At 61.8% G+C, this 19,418-nt stretch carries 19 protein-coding genes; 8 read left to right on the top strand and 11 right to left on the bottom strand.

What is annotated here, in order from left to right; translation table 11 throughout:
• Positions 1-387: 387 nt before the first annotated feature.
• The gene (locus AB5Y50_RS15935; protein WP_069784757.1) at positions 388-927 is read left to right on the top strand and encodes a gamma carbonic anhydrase family protein; all 540 of its coding nucleotides are present in this window, start codon (positions 388-390) and stop codon (positions 925-927) included.
• Positions 928-1,018: 91 nt separating this feature from the next.
• Here the strand turns inward: AB5Y50_RS15935 and polA are convergent, their stop codons facing one another.
• Positions 1,019-3,769, bottom strand: a complete 2,751-nt coding sequence (gene polA / locus AB5Y50_RS15930; protein WP_069784745.1) for a DNA polymerase I — start codon at positions 3,767-3,769, stop codon at positions 1,019-1,021.
• Between the two features lie 401 nt (positions 3,770-4,170).
• Here polA and elbB point away from each other — a divergent pair, with 401 nt between their 5' ends.
• The gene (gene elbB, locus AB5Y50_RS15925; protein WP_042878992.1) at positions 4,171-4,821 is read left to right on the top strand and encodes an isoprenoid biosynthesis glyoxalase ElbB; all 651 of its coding nucleotides are present in this window, start codon (positions 4,171-4,173) and stop codon (positions 4,819-4,821) included.
• Between the two features lie 72 nt (positions 4,822-4,893).
• On the opposite strand, the gene AB5Y50_RS15920 is transcribed toward elbB, so the two are convergent.
• The 4 genes from AB5Y50_RS15920 to AB5Y50_RS15905 all read right to left on the bottom strand — a co-directional run bounded on the left by AB5Y50_RS15920 (position 4,894) and on the right by AB5Y50_RS15905 (position 8,326).
• Complete coding sequence (locus AB5Y50_RS15920) at positions 4,894-5,103, bottom strand: cell division protein ZapB (protein ID WP_010672454.1); 210 nt, start codon at positions 5,101-5,103, stop codon at positions 4,894-4,896.
• A gap of 221 nt (positions 5,104-5,324) precedes the next feature.
• Positions 5,325-6,605 (bottom strand): hypothetical protein, encoded by a 1,281-nt coding sequence (locus AB5Y50_RS15915; RefSeq protein ID WP_010672453.1) that lies wholly within the window; start codon positions 6,603-6,605, stop codon positions 5,325-5,327.
• 21 nt (positions 6,606-6,626) lie between these two features.
• The gene (gene cysE / locus AB5Y50_RS15910; protein ID WP_010672452.1) at positions 6,627-7,406 is read right to left on the bottom strand and encodes a serine O-acetyltransferase; all 780 of its coding nucleotides are present in this window, start codon (positions 7,404-7,406) and stop codon (positions 6,627-6,629) included.
• An 8-nt stretch (positions 7,407-7,414) separates the two neighbouring features.
• The gene (locus tag AB5Y50_RS15905) at positions 7,415-8,326 is read right to left on the bottom strand and encodes a cation diffusion facilitator family transporter (protein WP_069784746.1); all 912 of its coding nucleotides are present in this window, start codon (positions 8,324-8,326) and stop codon (positions 7,415-7,417) included.
• 87 nt (positions 8,327-8,413) lie between these two features.
• On the opposite strand from AB5Y50_RS15905, the gene AB5Y50_RS15900 reads away from it, so the two are divergent.
• The 3 genes from AB5Y50_RS15900 to trmL all read left to right on the top strand — a co-directional run bounded on the left by AB5Y50_RS15900 (position 8,414) and on the right by trmL (position 10,993).
• On the top strand, positions 8,414-9,106 hold the full coding sequence (locus AB5Y50_RS15900) for a response regulator (protein ID WP_043155668.1): 693 nt from the start codon (positions 8,414-8,416) through the stop codon (positions 9,104-9,106).
• Positions 9,103-10,458, top strand: a complete 1,356-nt coding sequence (locus AB5Y50_RS15895) for an ATP-binding protein (RefSeq protein ID WP_039041147.1) — start codon at positions 9,103-9,105, stop codon at positions 10,456-10,458. Before AB5Y50_RS15900 ends, AB5Y50_RS15895 begins: the two co-directional genes overlap by 4 nt.
• Before the next feature lie 70 nt (positions 10,459-10,528).
• On the top strand, positions 10,529-10,993 hold the full coding sequence (gene trmL / locus AB5Y50_RS15890; RefSeq protein WP_069784747.1) for a tRNA (uridine(34)/cytosine(34)/5-carboxymethylaminomethyluridine(34)-2'-O)-methyltransferase TrmL: 465 nt from the start codon (positions 10,529-10,531) through the stop codon (positions 10,991-10,993).
• Between the two features lie 31 nt (positions 10,994-11,024).
• Here trmL and AB5Y50_RS15885 read toward each other — a convergent pair whose 3' ends face one another.
• From AB5Y50_RS15885 to lexA, 4 genes are all read right to left on the bottom strand, one after another.
• On the bottom strand, positions 11,025-12,395 hold the full coding sequence (locus tag AB5Y50_RS15885) for an MATE family efflux transporter (protein WP_069784758.1): 1,371 nt from the start codon (positions 12,393-12,395) through the stop codon (positions 11,025-11,027).
• 14 nt (positions 12,396-12,409) lie between these two features.
• Positions 12,410-13,036: an SCO family protein gene (locus AB5Y50_RS15880; RefSeq protein ID WP_045522510.1), complete on the bottom strand. Its 627-nt coding sequence runs from the start codon at positions 13,034-13,036 to the stop codon at positions 12,410-12,412.
• Positions 13,037-13,226: 190 nt separating this feature from the next.
• Positions 13,227-13,436 carry a hypothetical protein gene (locus tag AB5Y50_RS15875; RefSeq protein WP_080560358.1) on the bottom strand — a complete coding sequence of 70 codons (210 nt, stop codon included), beginning with the start codon at positions 13,434-13,436 and terminating at the stop codon, positions 13,227-13,229.
• A 431-nt stretch (positions 13,437-13,867) separates the two neighbouring features.
• Entirely contained in the window at positions 13,868-14,494 is a 627-nt protein-coding gene (gene lexA, locus AB5Y50_RS15870) for a transcriptional repressor LexA (protein ID WP_010672444.1), read from the bottom strand.
• 204 nt (positions 14,495-14,698) lie between these two features.
• Between lexA and plsB the strand changes: the two genes are divergently transcribed.
• Entirely contained in the window at positions 14,699-17,122 is a 2,424-nt protein-coding gene (plsB, locus tag AB5Y50_RS15865; RefSeq protein ID WP_368163076.1) for a glycerol-3-phosphate 1-O-acyltransferase PlsB, read from the top strand.
• Between the two features lie 63 nt (positions 17,123-17,185).
• On the opposite strand, the gene ubiA is transcribed toward plsB, so the two are convergent.
• Both ubiA and AB5Y50_RS15855 read right to left on the bottom strand, forming a co-directional pair.
• Positions 17,186-18,049, bottom strand: coding sequence for a 4-hydroxybenzoate octaprenyltransferase (ubiA, locus tag AB5Y50_RS15860; protein WP_039041141.1), 864 nt, complete (start codon positions 18,047-18,049; stop codon positions 17,186-17,188).
• Positions 18,046-18,597: a chorismate lyase gene (locus AB5Y50_RS15855; RefSeq protein ID WP_069784749.1), complete on the bottom strand. Its 552-nt coding sequence runs from the start codon at positions 18,595-18,597 to the stop codon at positions 18,046-18,048. Before AB5Y50_RS15855 ends, ubiA begins: the two co-directional genes overlap by 4 nt.
• A 145-nt stretch (positions 18,598-18,742) precedes the next feature.
• Here AB5Y50_RS15855 and AB5Y50_RS15850 point away from each other — a divergent pair, with 145 nt between their 5' ends.
• Together AB5Y50_RS15850 and AB5Y50_RS15845 are read left to right on the top strand one after the other, a co-directional pair.
• Positions 18,743-19,174, top strand: coding sequence for a flagellar basal body-associated FliL family protein (locus tag AB5Y50_RS15850; RefSeq protein ID WP_010672440.1), 432 nt, complete (start codon positions 18,743-18,745; stop codon positions 19,172-19,174).
• 56 nt (positions 19,175-19,230) lie between these two features.
• Positions 19,231-19,401 (top strand): hypothetical protein, encoded by a 171-nt coding sequence (locus AB5Y50_RS15845; protein ID WP_010672439.1) that lies wholly within the window; start codon positions 19,231-19,233, stop codon positions 19,399-19,401.
• The last annotated feature ends 17 nt before the right edge of the window (positions 19,402-19,418 follow it).

The following is a 19,418-nucleotide window of genomic DNA, read 5'->3' as shown; positions in this document are numbered from 1 at the left end:
GGTCACTTCATCAGACATTGATATCAAAAATTGTTTTTGATGCTCGATGCTGTGAGTGCCCACACAGATTGCTTGATTCAAATTGTTAAAGAGCGACGCAGATTTTGGCTGCTGCGGGAGTGGCATTCTACTCAACCGCCTTCTCGAGTCAAGCCTTATTTTACGAGGCTTTTCGAGGCTACCGACCGGCTTGTTTGCGTTGCCGCTTGCCCTGTCGATGGAGGCGCATTATAGGGAGCGAATTCGTTCTGGCAACCCCTCCTCTGCAATAAAATTGCAAAAATCGGCACTTTTTTAGTTATTCATATCCAAGCACAGCTTTTATACAAACTTATCCACAGAAACCGGTGTCGTCTTGCTAGAATGGCCGAAAACAAGGAGGCCAAGATGGACTTGCGACTGAGACCCTACAAGGGAAAATGCCCGCAACTGGGCAAACGGGTGTATGTAGACCCCTGCGCAACACTGGTGGGCGATATCGAACTGGCCGATGATGCCAGCATCTGGCCCATGGTGGCCGCCAGAGGGGACGTCAACCATATCCGCATCGGCGCCCGCAGCAATATTCAGGACGGCACTGTGCTGCACCTGACTCGCAAGAGCGCCAGCAACCCGACCGGCTATCCGTTGCTGATCGGTGAAGATGTCACTGTGGGTCACAAGGCGATGCTTCACGGCTGCACCATAGGCGACCGGGTGCTGGTCGGCATGGGTGCCATTCTGCTTGATGGCGTCGTGGTTGAAGATGATGTGATGATCGGCGCAGGTTCGCTGGTGCCACCGGGCAAGCGACTCGAGTCGGGCTTTCTATATATAGGGAATCCCGTCAAACAGGCTCGCCCGCTCAAGCCCGCCGAGATCGCCTTCCTCAAGACCTCGGCCGATAACTATGTACTGCTCAAGGACGAGTATCTGCAAGAAGCCTGATACCCCGCCACCACAAACAGGAAGCCCGGCATAATGCCGGGCTTCGCTTCTTATTATAGCTATATAGCCGTGCAGAACGGCTGACCAGAAATCAGTGGGCCTGATCCCAGTTGTCACCGGTACCCGCTTCCACCACCAGCGGCACATCCAGTTCGGCCGCACCCGACATCTTCTCCTTGATGAGGGCGATGTACTCTTCCAGCTTCTCTTCGCGGATCTCGAACACCAGTTCATCGTGTACCTGCATCAGCATGCGGATCGACTCATCTTCAATCCCGCGGATCCAACCATCCACGTTGATCATGGCGCGCTTGATGATATCGGCGGCCGTGCCCTGCATAGGCGCGTTGATGGCGGCCCGCTCGGCTGCCTTGCGCAGACCGGCGTTGCGGGACTTGATATCCGGCAGATAGAGGCGACGGCCGAACAGGGTCTCGACATACCCCTGAGCTTCCGCCTGCTGGCGGGTACGCTCCATGTACTCCAGCACACCCGGGTAGCGTTCGAAGTAGAGATCCATGTACTTCTGCGCTTCGGCGCGACCAATCCCCAGCTGCTTGGCCAGACCGAAGGCACTCATGCCATAGATGAGACCAAAGTTGATCGCCTTGGCACTGCGGCGCATGTCGCTGGTCACCGCATCAAGCGCGACCCCGAACACCTCGGCGGCGGTCGCCTTGTGGATGTCCTTGCCCTCGGCGAAGGCGGTCAGCAACCCCTTGTCACCGGAGAGGTGGGCCATGATGCGCAGCTCGATCTGGGAGTAGTCCGCCGCCACCAGCTTGTAACCGGCGCACGGAATGAAGGCCTGCCGAATGCGGCGCCCCTGTTCGTTGCGTACCGGAATGTTCTGCAGGTTGGGATCGGTGGACGAGAGCCGACCGGTCGCCGCCACCGCCTGATGATAGGAGGTGTGCACCCGCCCGGTCTGGGGCTTGATCATCAGCGGCAGCTTGTCGGTGTAGGTGGACTTGAGCTTGGCCAGCCCACGGTGCTCCATCAGCAGTTGCGGCAGCTCATAGGTCTCCGCCAGCTCGGCCAGCACCTCTTCCGCAGTGGATGGCGCTCCCTTGGGGGTCTTTTTGATGATCGGCAGCCCCAGCTTGGTGAAGAGGATTTCACCCAGCTGCTTGGGCGAGGAGAGATTGAACTCCTGCCCGGCCAGCTCGTGGGCCTGCTTCTCCAGCTCTGCCAGACGCACTTCGATCTCCTGGCTCTGCTGATGCAGCAGCTTGGGCTCGATGGTGGTACCGAGTCGCTCCATCCGCGCCAGAACCGGCAGCAGCGGCAATTCGATCTCGCTGAATACCTTGGCAAGTCCCGGCTCGGCAGAGAGCTTGCCCCACAGCGCCTGATGCAGACGTAGGGTGATGTCGGCATCTTCCGCCGCGTAAGGAGCAGCCTGCTCCAGTTCGATCTGGTTGAAGGTGAGCTGCTTGACCCCCTTGCCAGCAATGTCCTCGAACGAGATGGTCTCGACGTTCAGATATCTGCGAGCCAGGGAATCCATGTCGTGGCGGCTGGCGGTAGAGTTGAGCACATAGGACTCGAGCATGGTGTCGTAGGCGATACCCTGCAGCTCGATGCCGTGATTGAGCAGCACGTTGCGATCGTACTTGAGGTTCTGCCCTACCTTGAGACGGGTCGGATCTTCCAGCAGCGGTTTGAGCTTGCCGAGTACCACGGCCTCGGTCAGCTGCACCGGCGCCCCCAGATAGTCGTGGCCGAAGGGCACATAAGCCGCCTTGCCCGGTTCGATGGCAAAGGAGACGCCAACGACACGCGCCTCCATATAGTCGAGACTGGTGGTCTCGGTATCGAAGGCAAACAGCGGCGCCGCCTGCAACCGTGCCAGCCACTCATCGAATTCGGCCTCATCCAGGATGCAGCGATAATCGGTTTCGATGGCGGCTACCGGGGCGGCGTCTTCCTCATCACCTGCGGCTTCGCTCTCCTCGCCACCAGACTCCAGCTCTTTGATCAGATTGCGCAGCTCATACTCGCGATAGACCGCCAGCAGGGCCTCCTTGTCGATGGGGCCAAGCTGCAGCTCTTCCAGACTCTGCTCCAGGACCACGTCGGTTTTGATGGTGGCCAGCACATAGGAAAGGCGCACCTGCTCTTCCTGCTCGCGGAACTTGTCGGCAAACGCCTTGGAGCCGCGGAAGCCGAGCGCCGCCACCTTGTCGAGGTTGGCGGCAATCTCGTCGATGCTGCCTATCCCCTGCAACAGGGCCAGTGCGGTCTTCTCGCCGACACCGGTCATGCCGGGAATGTTGTCCACCTTGTCCCCCATCAGCGCCAGGTAATCGATGATGAGCTCGGGCGGTACGCCGAACTTCTCGATCACCCCTTCCCGATCGGTCTTCACATCCTTCATGGTGTCGATCAGGGTGACATGGTCGGAGACCAGCTGCGCCATGTCCTTGTCGCCGGTGCTGATGAGCACAGGCAGCTGTTTCTCGGTCGCCTGACGGGCCAGGGTGCCGATCACGTCGTCGGCCTCCACCCCTTCGACCATCAGGAAGGGGAAACCCATTGCCTTGATCATCTGGTGGATAGGAGCGACCTGGCTGCGCAGATCGTCCGGCATGCTGGCGCGTGTTGCTTTGTATTCGGGATAGATGTCGTCACGGAAGGTCTTGCCCTTGGCGTCGAACACCACGGCCACGTGGCAGTCGGGGTACTGCTTGCGAAGGCTGCGCATCATGTTGGCCATGACACGGACGGCGCCGCTAGGCAAGCCGGTCGAGGTGCGCAGATCGGCCTGCTGCGAGGCAAAGAAGGCGCGGTAAAGATATGAAGAGCCGTCGACCAGAATAAGAGGATTGCTAGAGGCCATGAAAATCGTCCTGCCAAGAATAAACAGCCGCTAGGATGCCACAGGGCCCGCACCACACCAAGGGGACTCCCACCATCACCCCGGCGCACCGGTGGGGCACATTGCTGTGGATAACTCTGTGCTCAAAAATGGCACCATTGCATCACGGCCGTGACAAAGCTGTGGATTAAAACAAAAAATATCTTTTAAAACATTACGTTGAGATCATGAAAACTCAACATGACACACTCATCATGATCTCGATCAATGTGGAAAAAAATTCAAGGGGGGTACTGAGGCAGGATCCAAAACGAAACAATCCTAGCACAGGGAGATGACTTGACCAGCGGAGGTCGAACGATAACCATACAAAAGTACAACAATCTACCCTGGCTCACATTTTCAACAACGAGGAGTCTGTCATGAAAAAAGTGGCCGTGATCTTGAGTGGTTGTGGCGTGTTTGACGGCGCCGAAATCCACGAGGCCGTCATCAGCCTGCTGGCGCTGGCCCGTCAGGGGGCATCCGTTCAATGCTTCGCCCCCAATGTCCCTCAGCTTCATGTCATCAATCACCTGACCGGCGAGGTCAGCGAGGGAGAGAGCCGCAACGTGCTGGTCGAGGCGGCCCGCATCTGCCGCGGCCAGATCAGGGATGTGGCTGAACTGGATGCAGCCGACTTCGACGCCCTGCTGGTGCCGGGCGGCTTCGGCGCCGCCAAGAACCTGTGTGACTTCGCCATCAAGGGCGCAGAGTGCCGCATCCAGCCGGATGTGCTGAAGGCCTGCCAGAGCTTTGCCAGAGCCGGCAAACCGGCCGCCTACATCTGCATCGCACCGGCCATGATCCCGCTCATCTATGGGGCAGGCACCCTGGCCACCATTGGCAACGACGAGGGCGCCGCCAACGCCATCGAAGCCATGGGTGGCAGTCATCTCGACTGCCCGGTGAGCGAGTTCGTGGTGGATCAGGAGCGCAAGGTCATCTCCACTCCTGCCTACATGCTGGCCAACAATATTGTGGAGGCGGCGGACGGCATCGAGAAGACCGTCAAACAGCTGCTGGCACTCTGATTGCCCGGCAGACCAAAACAAGCGGGCCGCTCAAGGAGCGGCCCGCTTTCATTCCGGTCAATCTAGACGGGATCAGATGGCATCGCCCATCTGGTCCATCTTGCCCAGCAGGGCACGCAGACGCTCTTGCCAGGCAACGTGCTCGTTGCGCAGTTGGTGGTTTTCGTCTTGCAGCTTGCTGTTCTGCTCTTTCAGCTCGTCCAGCTCCATCTTCAGCAAGGAGATGTTGTCGACGGCGGATTGTACTTTGGATTCGAGTTGCTCAAGGACTTCTAGTGACATATGCATACCTGTATGTTCAATTGCGATGCCCCACAGAGGGCGATTCAAGCGCGTGGAGCCAGCATACCCTGATGCGCTCGGCACAAACAAGCCAGCACGTTGCAAAATGCGCCCTGCGGCCCGGTATTGCTTAAATATGCGTCGGTTTTTCTCGCAGGCAGCAGGAACCTCGATCCCGGGCGTCCGCCGTGGCACAACCCGCCCTCCTGCCGATGCCGTCATCAGCCATGCAAGGCGATGAAGCCCCCCATCATCAGACAGGCCACGGCGTACATCAACAGGCCGTAGAGCAGGTTCCAGCGCAGCAGCAGCCCGGCGCTCAGGTTGTAGCGGGACGCCAGCGCCAGATTGGAGCCGGAGAGCGGGCTCGTCCCGGTCGCCAGCCCCCACCCCATGAGGAAGCACATGCCAAGCAGGCTGGGATCCGGTGCCAGCGGCCAGAGCAGCGGCGCCACCCCCGAGATGCTGATGAGAGGATGCACGCCCACTATGGCCACCAGGAAGATCAGCAGCAGGGTCAGACAGGCTTCCAGCCAGCCGAAGTGGTTGAACAGCGGCAGGCCGTGGCCACTGCCAAAGTCCAGTACTGACAGCGCGCTGTTGATGCCAGCCGCCAGCAGGCCGGCCCCCAGAAACAGCACAAGCTGGCCACCGATGGCCGGGAAGCGCTCAACCACCTGGCGCTTGAGAGCAGCCCCTCGCCCCGCTTGCGGCATGAACAGCAAGGCCAGCAAGGGCGCCACCAGGGCGATCACCGCCAGAATGCTGAGTCCGGGCCAGAAACGGTGGATCACCAGCACCAGCAGTGCCAGGGTCACCGGTAGCCCCAAGGTCTGGAGCCGCAGCGGATAACCTTCAAAGGTCTCCACGCCGAGTCGCTCTACCTGCCAGGCCGTCAGCCCCATGGCCAGCAAAGCCGCCAGTATGCCAAAAGGCAGTATGCTGCCCAGTTGCAGACCCGGTGCATAGGTGAGGGCAACTGCCATGGCGACGAAGAAGGGGGACCAAAATGCAGCCGCACAGAAGATCCGGCTCAGCACCATGACCTGACGCCGCTCCAGCGTCCCGTTGCGCTCCAGCCGATCGCCGATGATGAAGAGCACCGAAAGATTGATGACGGCCCCCAGCAGATTGAGGCTGGCCATGGTGCTCCACAGCCCCTTGCGACCGGACCAGGAGGCGGTGCCGGTCAAGAGGCCGGAGGTAGCCAGATTGAGGGTGCTCACTGCGGCAAACATGGTCAGCATGTTGATGTTCGGCAAGAGCCAGTCACCTGGGCTGAGGCTGGCCCCCCGCCACCAGGAAAAGAGCAGCAGCAGGAGCGCCGCGCCGTAGAGGGCCAGCGCCTGGCGCCGTGCGGCACCCACCAGCCAGGGCCAGGTGAGCAGGGAGGCGGCCCAGGCCGCGATGGCGGCGGGCCAGGGGGAGAAGTCCAGATAAAGGTGCAGCAGGTTGAGCAGCCACATCCCCAGGATCAGAAAGCCTGACCAGCGCTTGACCATACAACGGCCTCGGTCAGGGGATCAGAGGCACTGATCCATGTCCAGGGAAGGTTTGTCGCACTCGGGGCGGCCCACAATCCTGGCGGGCACGCCAGCGACCGTGGTGTGAGGCGGCACCGGGTTGATCACCACGCTGCCGGCACCGATCTTGGCGCCGACGCCCACCTCGATGTTGCCGAGGACCTTGGCCCCCGCCCCTATCATCACCCCTTCCCGGATTTTGGGGTGACGATCGCCACTCTCCTTGCCGGTCCCTCCCAGAGTCACACTCTGAAGGATGGAGACGTCGTTCTCGATGACGGCGGTTTCCCCGACCACGATACCGGTGGCATGGTCAAACATGATGCCCTTGCCGATGCGGGCGGCCGGGTGTACATCCACGCCGAACACCACGGAGATCTGGTTTTGCAGATAGAGCGCCAGGGCACGGCGTCCCTGACGCCACAGCCAGTTGGCCACCCGATACCCCTGAAGAGCATGGAATCCCTTGAGGTAGAGCAGCGGGGTGGAGAAGAGGTCGACCGCCGGGTCGCGATCCTGCACCGCGCAGATGTCGGCGGCCACTGCGGCCAGCAGCTCGGGCTCGCTGCGCAGGGCCAGCTCGATCACTTCCCGCAAGGCGATGGCAGGCATGGTGGTGCTGTCGAGCTTGTTGGCGAGCTGGAAGCTCAGCGCCGAGCGCAAATCCCGGTGATTGAGAATGGTGGAATGAAAGAAGCTGGCCAGCATGGGCTCCTGGGCCGCCATGCTCTGCGCTTCCTGCTGAATTTTTTGCCAGGTTCTGGCAACCAGATCATCCATGTTGCAGCCTACTGTTGTTCAGGGTGAGTGCTTTGTCGTTCTTTTGTCAGCGCCGAGATGGGGTCCATGTGAATGATCACATCCATCCGCTCGAAGGCCTGGCGGACGGCCAGTTCAGCCTCGTCGGCTATCTGATGGGCCCTGACCAGAGGCAGTTGATCATCGAGTTCCAGATGCAACTGCACGAAACGGGTCGGCCCGGATTGGCGGGTACGCAGGTCATGTACGCCATGCACCCCCTCTACGGCGCAGCAGAGGGCCATTATTCTCGCTTGTTCCTCCTCTGGCAACTGACGATCGAGCAGGGCCTGCACCGATTCGTAGCCGATATGGACAGCCCCCCACACCAGGAACAGACCGATCAGAATGGCAAACAGGCCGTCGGCCCAGTACCACCCCTGCCCCGCCAGCACCAGTGCCACCAGCACGCCGCCATTGAGCAGCAGGTCGGAACGGTAGTGCAGCATGTCGGCCTTGATGGCCACACTGTTGGTCTTGCGGATGACAAGGCTCTGGAAGCTCACCAGCAACAGGGTCAACACGATGGAGCCGACGCTGACCCAGATCCCCGCCTCCAGGCGCACCACGGGCACCTGATTCAGCATCGACGAGATGCCGTGCATCACCAGCAGCAGGGCGGACCCCGAGATGAAGGCCGACTGCACCAGACCCGCCAGGGACTCCGCCTTGCCGTGGCCGAAGCGATGCTCTTCGTCGGCAGGGGCCAGCGCATAACGGATGGCCAGCAGATTGATGAGAGAGGCGCTGATGTCCATGAAGGAATCGGTCAGGGATGCCAGCAGGCTGGATGAATCCGTCATCAGCCAGGCGATCAGTTTGCCCAGGATGAGCAGGGTGGCGGTGGTCACAGCGGCCATGCTGGCCAGGGTGACCCAGCGGGAATAGTGTTGGTGGCTCAAAACCGGCTTTCCTCCGACGCGTAAAAACTTATTATACCCTGACCCGGACGTCAGTTTGGCGTGCAAAATCAACAGAGTGACTCCCAGATGAACAAAATACTCCTGGTCGACGACGATCTCGAACTGACCCAGCTGCTCACCGAAATCCTGACCCTGGAGGGGTTTGAGGTCACCGTCGCCGAGGATGGGGAAGAGGGATTGCTGCGACTGGCAGAACAGGCTTTCGACCTGGTGCTGCTGGACGTCATGATGCCCAGACTCAACGGTTTCGCGATGCTGACCCGGCTGCGCAAGACCCACGACACCCCGGTGTTGATGCTGACCGCCCGTGGCGACAGCCAGGATCGGGTCAACGGGCTGGAGGCCGGTGCCGACGACTATCTCGCCAAGCCGTTCGACGACAGGGAGCTGCTGGCCCGGGTGCGCGCCATCCTGCGTCGAACCCAGAGCCAGGCTCCCCAGCGCGGAGCCCCGGACGAGCTGAGATTCATGGATCTGGTGCTGCAGCCCGGCCTGCAACAGGCTCGCTGCGACGATCAGTTGCTGGAGCTCACCGCCACCGAGTTCGGCCTGCTGGAGTGCCTGCTGCGCAATCCGGGCCAGATCGTCAGCAAAGGCCTGCTCTCCGAGCAGGTGCTGGGCAAGAAGCTCGAACCCTTCGATCGGGCCATCGACATGCACCTGAGCAACCTGCGCAAGAAGCTGCCGGAGCGGGCTGACGGCCAGCCCCGCTTCAAGACGGTGCGGGGACGAGGCTACCTGTGGCTGGAGCAGGCATGAAATCGGCCCGCACCTTCAACGGCCTTTCCACCCAGATCTTCCTCTGGTTCTGGTTCATCCTGCTACTGGTCGTGGCCGCGGTGGTGATCCTCCCCACCCTGGACCCCCGCAACATCATCCCGCTGCCGGCCCACGAGATCACCCGTCTCAACAACAACCTGGCGGCGCTGCAACGGGGCGCGGATCCCGAGCAGGATTTCGATCTGGCCAAGGCCATCGATGCCGCGGGCCTCTTGCCGGTGGACAACATCTATCTACGCGATGCCAAGGGGCAGATGCAGTCCAGCACCCGGCTGAGCAAGTTCGTGATCCGTTTCATGCTCGACTCGGACAACCCGGCCAAGCCCATGCTGGGCAGCGAACACCAGCGCGCCATCGCCGGCCCCTTCCAGATGGTCCATCACGGCCAGACCTATCACGTCTATTTCGGTCTGAACGTCGAAAACTCCTACCTGTTCCTCTTCATCCAGATCCTGGATCACCCCATCCAGATCCTGGGCATCGCCATGCTGGTCAGCACCCCGCTCTGTCTGTTGCTCGCCTGGCGCCTGACCCGCCCCATACTGCAGTTGCAGCAGTCGGTCTCCCAACTCGCCCAGGGCAACCTGGAAATACAGATCCCCAACCTGGGGCGGCGCGACGAGATAGGCCAGCTGGCCGAACATGTCAGTCGCATGGTCGATACCCTCAAGGACATGATCCAGAAGCAGAAGCAGCTGCTCTCCGACATATCCCACGAGCTGCGCAGCCCCCTGACCCGCATCCAGCTCGCACAGGCGCTGATCCGCCGCAAGCAGGGGGACAGCGCCGAGCTGGCGCGCATCGAAGGGGAGATAGCCCGGCTCGACAAGCTGATAGGGGATCTGCTGGATCTGTCGCGGGTGCAGCAACATGTGGAAGCGCCGGTGACACTGCCCCTGGCGGAGCTGCTGGAGCCCATCCTGGACGATGCCATGTTCGAGGCAAACCAGAACGGCAAACAGCTCAGGCTCCCTTCCCTGCCCGCCGAATCCCTCACCATGTGGCCGGAGCTGCTGGCGCGCGCCCTGGAAAATCCCCTGCGCAACGCCCTCAAGTATGCCCGCGAGTTCATCAAGGTGGACTGGTACCGGGAGGGACGGGAATGGGTGATGACCATACGGGATGACGGCCCTGGCGTGCCGGTGGAGCAGCAGCCCCGGTTGTTCCTGCCCTTCTTTCGGGTGGACGATGCCCGCAACGCCAAGACCGGGGGCACTGGTCTCGGCCTTGCCATCGCCGCCGAGGCGATCCAGCGTCATGGGGGGACCATCCGGGCCAGCAGCAATCAGCCGACCGGACTGGTCATCACCATCCGTCTGCCCATGCCCTGACCTCCCCCTTTTCATCGGCACGGGTGCTGGGTATGCTGGCGCCCGTTTCGCACCAGCCCAGGATCCTTCCATGCTCGATATCGTGCTCTACCAACCGGAAATCCCCCCCAACACCGGCAACATCATTCGCCTCTGCGCCAATACCGGCTACCGGTTGCACCTGATAGAGCCCCTGGGGTTCGAGTGGGATGACAAGCGGGTCAAGCGGGCCGGGCTCGACTATCACGAGTTTGCCGACGTCAAGCGCTGGCCTGACTATGAGGCGTTTCTGGCGGCCGTCGCCCCCCAACGGGTCTTTGCCTGCACCACCAAGGGACGCACCGCCCACTCGGCGGCCCGGTTTGCCCCCGGTGACGCCCTGCTGTTCGGGCCCGAGAGCCGAGGCCTGCCTATGGAGATCATCGAGGGCCTGCCATTCGAGCAGCGGCTGCGCATTCCCATGCTGCCCCAGAGCCGCAGCATGAATCTGGCCAACGCCGTCGCGGTGTTCGTCTACGAGAGCTGGCGACAGTTCGACTATTCAGGCTCGCTCTGACCGCTGACGATATTGGCAAGGCGGCCAGGATTCAGACTGACTGCGCCGTCCCCTGCCCCGCCAGCAGCCGTCCATCACGCTCCAGTCGCCAGCAGAGCCAGCCCAGCGTCAGGCCACGACCGGCCATCAGGGCACTCATGGCGGCCCACAGGGCCGCCACACCCCATCCCTGGCAGAGCCACCAGATGGGAAAGAAGCCGGCAAACACCGCCACCAGCATGCTGTTGCGCATCTCCCGGGCCCGGGTGGCGCCGATAAAAACCCCGTCCAGCAGGAAGCACCAGACAGCCAGCAGCGGCATGGCCACCAGCCAGGGGAGCTGACGTTGCGCCTCGGCGATCACCGCCGGTATGTCGGTAATGTGGCGGATGAGCCAGTGGCCCCCCAGGGCAAACGAGAGGGTGAATGCCAGGGCGATCAGCAGCGCCCAGCCCAGATTGAGGACGATGGCCTCCCGCAGCAGCGGCCTATCACGCCGCCCGATGGCGCGCCCTACCATGGCTTCCACCGCATAGGCAAATCCATCCAGCCCGTAGGAAATCAGCATCAGGAAATTGAGCAGCACCGCATTGGCGGCCACCGCCACATCCCCCAGCCTGGCCCCCTGCAGAGTCATGAACACGAAGCAGAGTTGCAGACAGAGGGAGCGGATGAAAATATCCCGGTTCAGGGCGAGCAGCCGCAGCAGGGCCGGCCACTGGCGCCAGCGCTGCCAGGCGTTGTGCCACACCCCGGGGTCAAGTCGGCGCAGATGCCGGCTCACCAGCCAGAACCCCACCCCGAGCGCGCTGTAATCCGCCAGCAGGGACGCTGCGGCCACCCCTTTCACCTGCCAGCCCAATCCCAGCACGAACCAGGCATCCAGCACCATGTTGACGAGATTACCCAGGATCAGCAGCAGCATGGGACTGCGTGCATCCTGCATGCCCAGCAACCACCCCATGATGACCAGATTGCACAAGGCCGCCGGGGCGCTCCAGATCCGCACCGATACATACTGACCGGCATAGGTCTGTACCTCGGAAGAGGCGCCACCGAGGGCGATGATGGCAGGCAGGAACGGCAACAACAGGAGCAACAGCACCATGCCCAGTCCGATCGCCAAGCCCAGGGCCCGCGCCAGGGTGTCGAGCTGCCCTTCGGCATGGGCTGCCCCCTGAGCCTGGGCAGTCAGCCCTGTGGTGGACATGCGCAGGAAGCCAAGCAGCCAGAACAGCAGATTGATGAAGGTCGCACCGACCGACACGCCCCCCAGAAACCAGGCCTGGCCAAGATGACCGATCACCCAGGTGTCCACCAGCCCCAGCAAGGGCGTGGTGACGTTGGAGAACACCATGGGCAGGGCCAGGGCGAAGACGGCTCTGTGGCGGCGAGGATCCTTCAGCCAGGCGGGAATCAGCATGGTACGCGCCGGGATCACTCGCCAGCCAGCCGCACGATGCGCGCGAAGTCGGCCACCATGGCCTGCATGTCCACGTGGGGCACCTCACCCGGTGCCACTTTGGGTCGGAAGGTGGCCACCAGCTTCCCCTCGGGGTTGATCAGCACGATGGAGGCGGAGTGGTCGATCAGGTAGTCCTTGCGATCCCCTTCCACGATGGAATAGACCAGCCCCAGATTGCGGACCAGAGGAAAGAGGGCACTGTGAGGTGCTGTCGCCGCCTTGAACTCGGGCTCGAAGAAGGCGGTATAGCTTTTCAGGCGGGCGCTGTCATCCCGCTGGGGATCCGCCGAGATGAATACCACCTGGCTAGTGGGGGCTATCTTCTTCAACGCCGGATAGACGCTGCGCAGATCCGCCAGCGTGGTCGGACAGACATCCGGGCAGTAGGTGTAGCCGATGAACAGAAAGCTCCAGTGTCCCGTCAGGTTGGCAGGGGTAAAGGGCTGTGCATCCGCATCCGTGAGGGTAAACGGGTTGATGTCTCGCCCCGCCGGGTAGTAATCGGCCTGTTCCGGCACCGCGGGCTGACTCCAGTAATAAGCCGCCGCAATGGCGCCGATGAACAGCAACAGCAGCAGGTAAAAGCGTGGTTTAACCATATAAAACAAAGCCTTGCTTATGTTAGAAGCCCTAGGGGCAAAACCGGTAGGGGTCATTGTAACCCGCCCGCCCCCGCCGCTGGCTAGTCTTGCATCCCGGCGGGAAAGCGTCTGAGCCATGGATCAGCCGCATCGGCGCCAAAACAAGAGCCCCGCTCTGGCGGGGCTCTTGTCTGTACAGGAAGAGGGATCAGGGCCGCAGCCTGTGCTGCGGCTGGGCACGTCTCAGGGGGACGCGCAGCGGGATGACGGGGGCAGTCCAGGGCTCATCCGGCAATCCGATGTCGTGATGACGGCGAAACAGACGAACCAGGCGGACAATCTTGTCTTTGGGGCACCCAAGCCAGATGGTCCAACCATCTCCCTTGTGATAGACCCAGAGCGCATAGAACCATGTCATCCGACTGCCCTTGATGAATCGGGTGATGGAAGATGCGGGCGCTGCGGCCGGCACCGGATCCCACGGCGAGCTTGAAGCCATACCTGTCCTCCTTGCTCAACAGGTCACGCTGACGGGTCTCTTTGTCCCCAACGACGAACCAACCACGGCAGCGTACTGACTGTACGAGTCCCCAGTCTGAGGCGACTCTCCCTTCTGCGCACCGACCCGGCGATCATGCATCCCTGCCATGGCGTACTGCCCGGTGCGACTCCCCCTTCCCTGATCACCGACCATGACAGGGGCCTTATCAAAGGATATATCCGAAATGCATGTCGTGCGGCGAGACTATGTGCACAGGAAGGAGAAGCGAAAAGGTGGGGAGGGAGATGCCATCGGCAGATGAAAATGAAGAGGCCTCCCGCAGGAGGCCTCTTCATCGCATCGGATGCTTACATCCAGTCGGCGTTGCGGATCACGCCGACCGCCAGGCCCTCTATGGTGAGGTGCTGACTGGCGAGATCCACCTCGATGGGGGAGAGCTCTTCGTTTTCCGGCAGCAGCCACACCTGGCTGCCCTTGCGCTGGAAGCGCTTGACGGTGACGTCCTCGTCCAGACGTGCTACCACGACCTGGCCGTTACGTACCTCCTGGGTCTTGTGTACCGCCAGCAGGTCCCCGTCCATGATGCCGATGTTCTTCATGCTCATGCCCTGCACCCGCAGCAGGAAGTCTGCCCGCGGGTGGAACAGCGCGGGATCCACCTGGTAATGGCTCTCGATGTGTTCCTGAGCCAGGATGGGTTCCCCGGCCGCCACCTTGCCGATCAGTGGCAGGCCGTTTTCTTCAGGCTGCACGTCCTCTTCTTCGAGCAGCAGACGAATGCCGCGGGACGTACCCGGCATGATCTCGATGACCCCTTTTTTGGCCAGGGCCTTCAGATGTTCTTCGGCCGCGTTGGCCGACTTGAAGCCAAGCTTCTGGGCAATCTCGGCGCGAGTCGGCGGCATGCCGGTCTCGTTCATGTTCGCCTTGATGAGCTCGAGTACTTCAGCCTGGCGAGGGGTAAGGGGTTTCATAGCATGGGCACCTGTCTTTTTATACAGCACACTGGCAGTATATACAGTGCTGGGGCCAAGGCAAGGCGCAACTGGCATTTGTCGCGACCCGACGCACATTTGTCCCTCCCCCCGCCCTGAAGTGCCGACTCATCGTACCTCTCGGCGACAAGCAGTCGGTGATTTGCTATGCTCACGCCGCATTTTTTTGGAGAGCAGACGCACATGTCCCTTGGACAGAAGATATCCAGAGCCATCCTGCAATGGCCGGTCAGCGGCTTGGTCAATCACAAGAGCCTGCCGGAAAATCCCATCACCGAGCTCAAGCTGGATCCGGCCAGACCCATCGTCTACGCCCTGAAGACCAGCTCGATCACCGACCTGATGACCCTGCAACAGTGCTGCGAGGATCTCGGCCTGCCCGGCCCCTTCACGCCGCTGGAGCTGAACGGTCAACTGCTGCCACGCTACGTCTGTCTGGATCGTCCGCCTCCCCTGTTCGGCACGCGCAACAATCCACTTCCCTTCCTGCAGGAGTTCCACCAGTTGCTGGACCTGCACAAGCAGGATCCGGCGCTGGACATCCAGGTAGTACCCGTCACCCTGTTCTGGGGCCGCGCCCCGGGCCGGGAAGGCGAGGAGGCCTCCGGCTGGAACATCATCAGCAGCCTGGCGCCAAACCGCCTGAAGAAGGCGCTGATCGTGATCCTGAAAGGGCGCGAGAACCTGGTGCGCTTCTCCCCGCCCCTCTCCCTGCGCTACATGGCGGACAAGCACGGCACCGACGAGGCCATCGCCCACAAGCTGGCGCGGGTGGCCCGCACCCACTTCAGCCGCCAACAGCTGGCCGCCACCGGACCCAAGTTGCCGAACCGCAACCTGCTGTTCAAGCAACTGCTGGATTCGAGCGTGATCCAGCAGGCCATCGAGGAGGAGGCCAGACGGGAAGGGATCAGCCTGGAGAAGGCGCAAAAGCGTGCCCACGGCTACATGGACGAGATCGCCTCCAATTTCTCCTATCGGTTGATCCGCCTCGGCGAGAGCTTCCTCGGCTGGCTGTGGAACAAGCTCTATCGCGGCCTCTCGGTCAACGGAGCAGAGCAGGTGCGTCAGCTGGCCCAGGAAGGGCACGAGATCGTCTACGTCCCCTGCCATCGCAGCCACATGGACTACCTGCTGCTCTCCTACGTCATCTACCACCAGGGCATGGTACCGCCCCACATCGCGGCGGGCATCAACCTCAACTTCTGGCCGGCGGGCCCCATCTTCCGCCACGGCGGCGCCTTCTTCATCCGCCGCACCTTCAAGGGCAATCCGCTCTACAGCACGGTATTTCGGGAGTACCTCAACCTGCTGTTCGCCAAGGGCTACTCGGTGGAGTTCTTCACCGAGGGCGGGCGTTCGCGTACCGGTCGCCTGCTGCCCCCCAAGACCGGCATGCTGGCCATGACCCTGCAGGCCATGATGCGCGGGCTGGACAGACCGGTAACTCTGGTGCCCGTCTACCTCGGCTACGAGCACGTGATGGAGGTGAACACCTACCACAACGAGCTCAAGGGCAGCCGCAAGGAGAAGGAGAGCTTCCTGCAGGTGCTCGGCATCCTGCGCAAGCTGCGCAACTACGGCCGCGGCTTCGTCAACTTCGGCGAGCCGCTGACCCTCAACAGCTACCTCGGCGAACATGTGCCCACCTGGAAGGAGAGCATCGGCCGGGAGGAGCGTCCCGAGTGGATGGCCTCCACCGTCAACCAGCTGGCCGAGCTGCTGATGACCCGCATCAACGATGCCGCCGCCGTCAACGGCTTGACCCTGAGTGCCCTGGCCCTGCTGGCCGCCGAGCGCCACGCCCTGACCCGGGACGAACTCCAGGCCCAGCTCAACACCTATCTGGACCTGCTCAAGCAGGTTCCCTACAGCCCGCACAGCACCATGCCGGACGAGGACGCCAGGACCCTGCTGGAGCAGGCGATGGAGCTCAACAAGTTCGAGGTGAGCGAGGACAAGCTGGGCCAGATCATCAGCCTGGAGCGCTATCAGGCGATCCTGCTCACCTACTACCGCAACAACATACTGCACCTGTTCGCCATGCCCTCCCTGGTGGCGGCCCTGATCGAGCGGTGCGAGGGGATCTCCCGCAGCGAGATCGTCGCCCGCTGTGTCGACATCTACCCCCTGCTCAAGACCGAACTCTTCCTGCGCTATGAAGAGGAGGAGCTGCCGGAACTGATCGATGCCCTGCTGGCCGAGCTGTTACGCCAGCAACTGGTCGAGGCACGCGACGGCGGCTACTGGGTCAACCCCGGCAACCAGATGCGCCTGCTGCTCTTGGCCGAAAGCATTCAGGAGACCCTGCAACGCTACGCCATCGTGCTGACCCGCATGCTGGCCCAACCCCACATCGAGGCGGAGCAACTGGAAGCGGACGGCCTGATGATGGCGGAGCGCCTCGGCACCCTGCACGGCATCAACGCCCCCGAGTTCTTCGACCAGAAGCTGTTCAGCACCCTGATCCACACCCTGCGCAGCGAAGGCTATCTGGATCCGGGCTGCAAACCGGATCTCGGCCGCTTCCAGGCATTGGCCGACAACATAGTGCCGCTGCTTAGCAACAAGATCCGCCGCACCATCCAGGCGGGCAACCGGCTCTGAGGCGTCGACACCCAACAAAAAGGCCGCATCATGCGGCCTTTTTTCATCAAGGAAGGGGGCGGGTTAGAGGTAGTGAACCATCACCCCGAGCAGCACCAGCGCCCCCACATAGTTGTTGTTGAGAAACGCCTGGAAACAGGCCTCACGCTGCCGCTCCCGGATCAGTCGCTGCTGGTAGACGAACAGCGCCGCCGCCCCCAGCAGTCCCCAGTAATAACCGGATCCCAACCCCATCAGCTGCCCGACCCCCAGCAGGATCAGCAGGGTCGCCAGTTGCAGCGCGCCGATGATCCGCTTGTCGTGGCGACCGAACAGGATGGCGCTCGATTTCAGGCCGAGCTTGAGGTCGTCATCCCTGTCCACCATGGCGTACTCGGTGTCATAGGCAATGGTCCACAGCAGGTTGGCAAGAAACAACAGCCAGGCTTCCGGCGGCAGGGTATTGGCCTGGGCCGCATAGGCCATGGGAATGGACCAGGAGAAGGCCATGCCGAGCACCAGCTGGGGGATGGGGATGAAGCGCTTCATGAAGGGGTAGCAGACCGCCAGCAGCAGACCGGCAAAGGACAGGCTGATGGTGAGCGGGTTCAACGTCAGCACCAGGGCGAACGAGAGAAGCGCCAGCACAGCGAACAGCACCAGCACTTCCCGCTCGGCGACCCGCCCCATGGGCAGCGGTCGCCCGGCGGTGCGTTTCACATGACCATCGAAGTTGCGATCCGCATAGTCATTGATGACACAGCCGGCGGAGCGCATCAGAAAAACGCCCACCACGAACACGGTCAGGATCCAGGGGTCAGGCAGGCCACCAGCCGCCAGACAGAGCGCCCACAGGGTCGGCCACAGCAGCAGCAGGGTACCGATGGGCTTGTCGATGCGGGCCAACTGCGCATAGGCCAGTCCCCGCTCCTTGGTTAACAGCTTCACTCCAGCTCCTTATCCGATGGCAACGAATGAGACGATAGCGAGGGCAGGAAAAGTTCATGGACCAGCAGTGGCCATTGCCCCAGAAACAGGCGGGAACGACGCCCCCAGACGGTGGCGGCCGGACACCAGGGATTGCTCGCTATCTCGAAACAGGCCAGTTGCAGGTGATCCCGCCGCGCCGGTGCCTCACCGAAAATGCGCTCTCCCAGCGGCTGCTCTCCCAGATCCTGCAAACCGCCCCCCTGCAAGGCCGCTTCGGCAAACAAGGTCCAGCCCAGCACGGCCGGCCCATGATCGCCGTGCAGGATCACCTCGCGGCACATGCCCACGGGGGCCGACACCGCCACCAGCGCCTGCTCGTCCACCGTCAGCGACACGGCGCGATTGCCGAGCAGTTGCACCGAGAGGTGATGATTGTAACGACGCAGGCGCCGGGTCATGGAATCGGTCTCCAGCAACCAGGGACGCAGCGCCTCGGGCAGTTCGCACTCTGCAGGCGCCTGCCACGGGACGAGCTGGACGAGGGGAACAGTCAACTCGGACTTCACAGCTTCACCATCCGGAGATTTCCGTTGTCAGGTTAAAAACCGGTTTATTATCCGTAAATCAATGGCGAATTGTAAGAACATCCGTGCTTGACGGCCCCGATGGCAGCATCAAAAATGGGGCATCCGTCGCTGCCGAGCCATCCAGATGAAGATCTTCAGAATTCTGCTGCTGTCCCTGGGGTGTACCCTCTTGAATACACAGGCCTTCGCCAATGAGGAAGAGGCCACCGATCCCGCCTCCTCCGCCGTCCAGCCGGGATTCGCCTATCACGCTCTGGATCCGGACATCATCACCAACTACCTTGGCGACGGCAAAACCCTCGGCTATGTACGGGTGACGGTAGAGCTGATGGCCACGGACGCTGCCGACCTCAAGTTGCTGGAGCAGCACGACCCCCTGATCCGCGACGCCATCATCCGGCTGATTGGCAGCAAGACGGGCGCACAGATCAAGTCCTTGGTGAACCGGGAAGAGCTGCGCAAGGAGTGTGAGGCCAAGGTCAACGAACTGCTGGTCAAGGAGACGGGCAAGAAGGCGGTCCGCGAGCTCATCTTCACCAAATACCTGTACCAGTAACCACACCGGGAGGGGTCCTGCCCCTCTCACCCGTTGCATTCACTGTCGAGGACGTCATGGGTCACAAGACGCTGTGTGAGTGGCGCCGTCACGAGATCCCCGCCGATCTCAAGACGCTGCGCAAGATTGTGCGCAAACCCAAATTCGTGTGTGGCAAGTGTGCCCGCAGCGCCAATGACAAGGATTACCTGTGCCAGCCGCTGCGGCTGAAGCATAAAGAAGGGTAGGTACCTCTTCTCACGAA

The organism is Aeromonas sp. s6, from assembly GCF_040907815.1.
Classification (GTDB): domain Bacteria; phylum Pseudomonadota; class Gammaproteobacteria; order Enterobacterales; family Aeromonadaceae; genus Aeromonas; species Aeromonas caviae.
Note: the sequence above shows the minus strand (reverse complement) of the source record. Positions and strands in the feature narration are given on the sequence as shown.

Coding starts and splice junctions, on each gene's coding strand:
- AB5Y50_RS15935 (WP_069784757.1), top strand. CDS start 388: ATGGACTTGCGACTGAGACCCTACAAGGGAAAATGCCCGCAACTGGGC.
- polA (WP_069784745.1), bottom strand. CDS start 3,769: ATGGCCTCTAGCAATCCTCTTATTCTGGTCGACGGCTCTTCATATCTT.
- elbB (WP_042878992.1), top strand. CDS start 4,171: ATGAAAAAAGTGGCCGTGATCTTGAGTGGTTGTGGCGTGTTTGACGGC.
- AB5Y50_RS15920 (WP_010672454.1), bottom strand. CDS start 5,103: ATGTCACTAGAAGTCCTTGAGCAACTCGAATCCAAAGTACAATCCGCC.
- AB5Y50_RS15915 (WP_010672453.1), bottom strand. CDS start 6,605: ATGGTCAAGCGCTGGTCAGGCTTTCTGATCCTGGGGATGTGGCTGCTC.
- cysE (WP_010672452.1), bottom strand. CDS start 7,406: ATGGATGATCTGGTTGCCAGAACCTGGCAAAAAATTCAGCAGGAAGCG.
- AB5Y50_RS15900 (WP_043155668.1), top strand. CDS start 8,414: ATGAACAAAATACTCCTGGTCGACGACGATCTCGAACTGACCCAGCTG.
- AB5Y50_RS15895 (WP_039041147.1), top strand. CDS start 9,103: ATGAAATCGGCCCGCACCTTCAACGGCCTTTCCACCCAGATCTTCCTC.
- trmL (WP_069784747.1), top strand. CDS start 10,529: ATGCTCGATATCGTGCTCTACCAACCGGAAATCCCCCCCAACACCGGC.
- AB5Y50_RS15885 (WP_069784758.1), bottom strand. CDS start 12,395: ATGCTGATTCCCGCCTGGCTGAAGGATCCTCGCCGCCACAGAGCCGTC.
- AB5Y50_RS15880 (WP_045522510.1), bottom strand. CDS start 13,036: ATGGTTAAACCACGCTTTTACCTGCTGCTGTTGCTGTTCATCGGCGCC.
- AB5Y50_RS15875 (WP_080560358.1), bottom strand. CDS start 13,436: ATGACATGGTTCTATGCGCTCTGGGTCTATCACAAGGGAGATGGTTGG.
- lexA (WP_010672444.1), bottom strand. CDS start 14,494: ATGAAACCCCTTACCCCTCGCCAGGCTGAAGTACTCGAGCTCATCAAG.
- plsB (WP_368163076.1), top strand. CDS start 14,699: ATGTCCCTTGGACAGAAGATATCCAGAGCCATCCTGCAATGGCCGGTC.
- AB5Y50_RS15850 (WP_010672440.1), top strand. CDS start 18,743: ATGAAGATCTTCAGAATTCTGCTGCTGTCCCTGGGGTGTACCCTCTTG.
- AB5Y50_RS15845 (WP_010672439.1), top strand. CDS start 19,231: ATGGGTCACAAGACGCTGTGTGAGTGGCGCCGTCACGAGATCCCCGCC.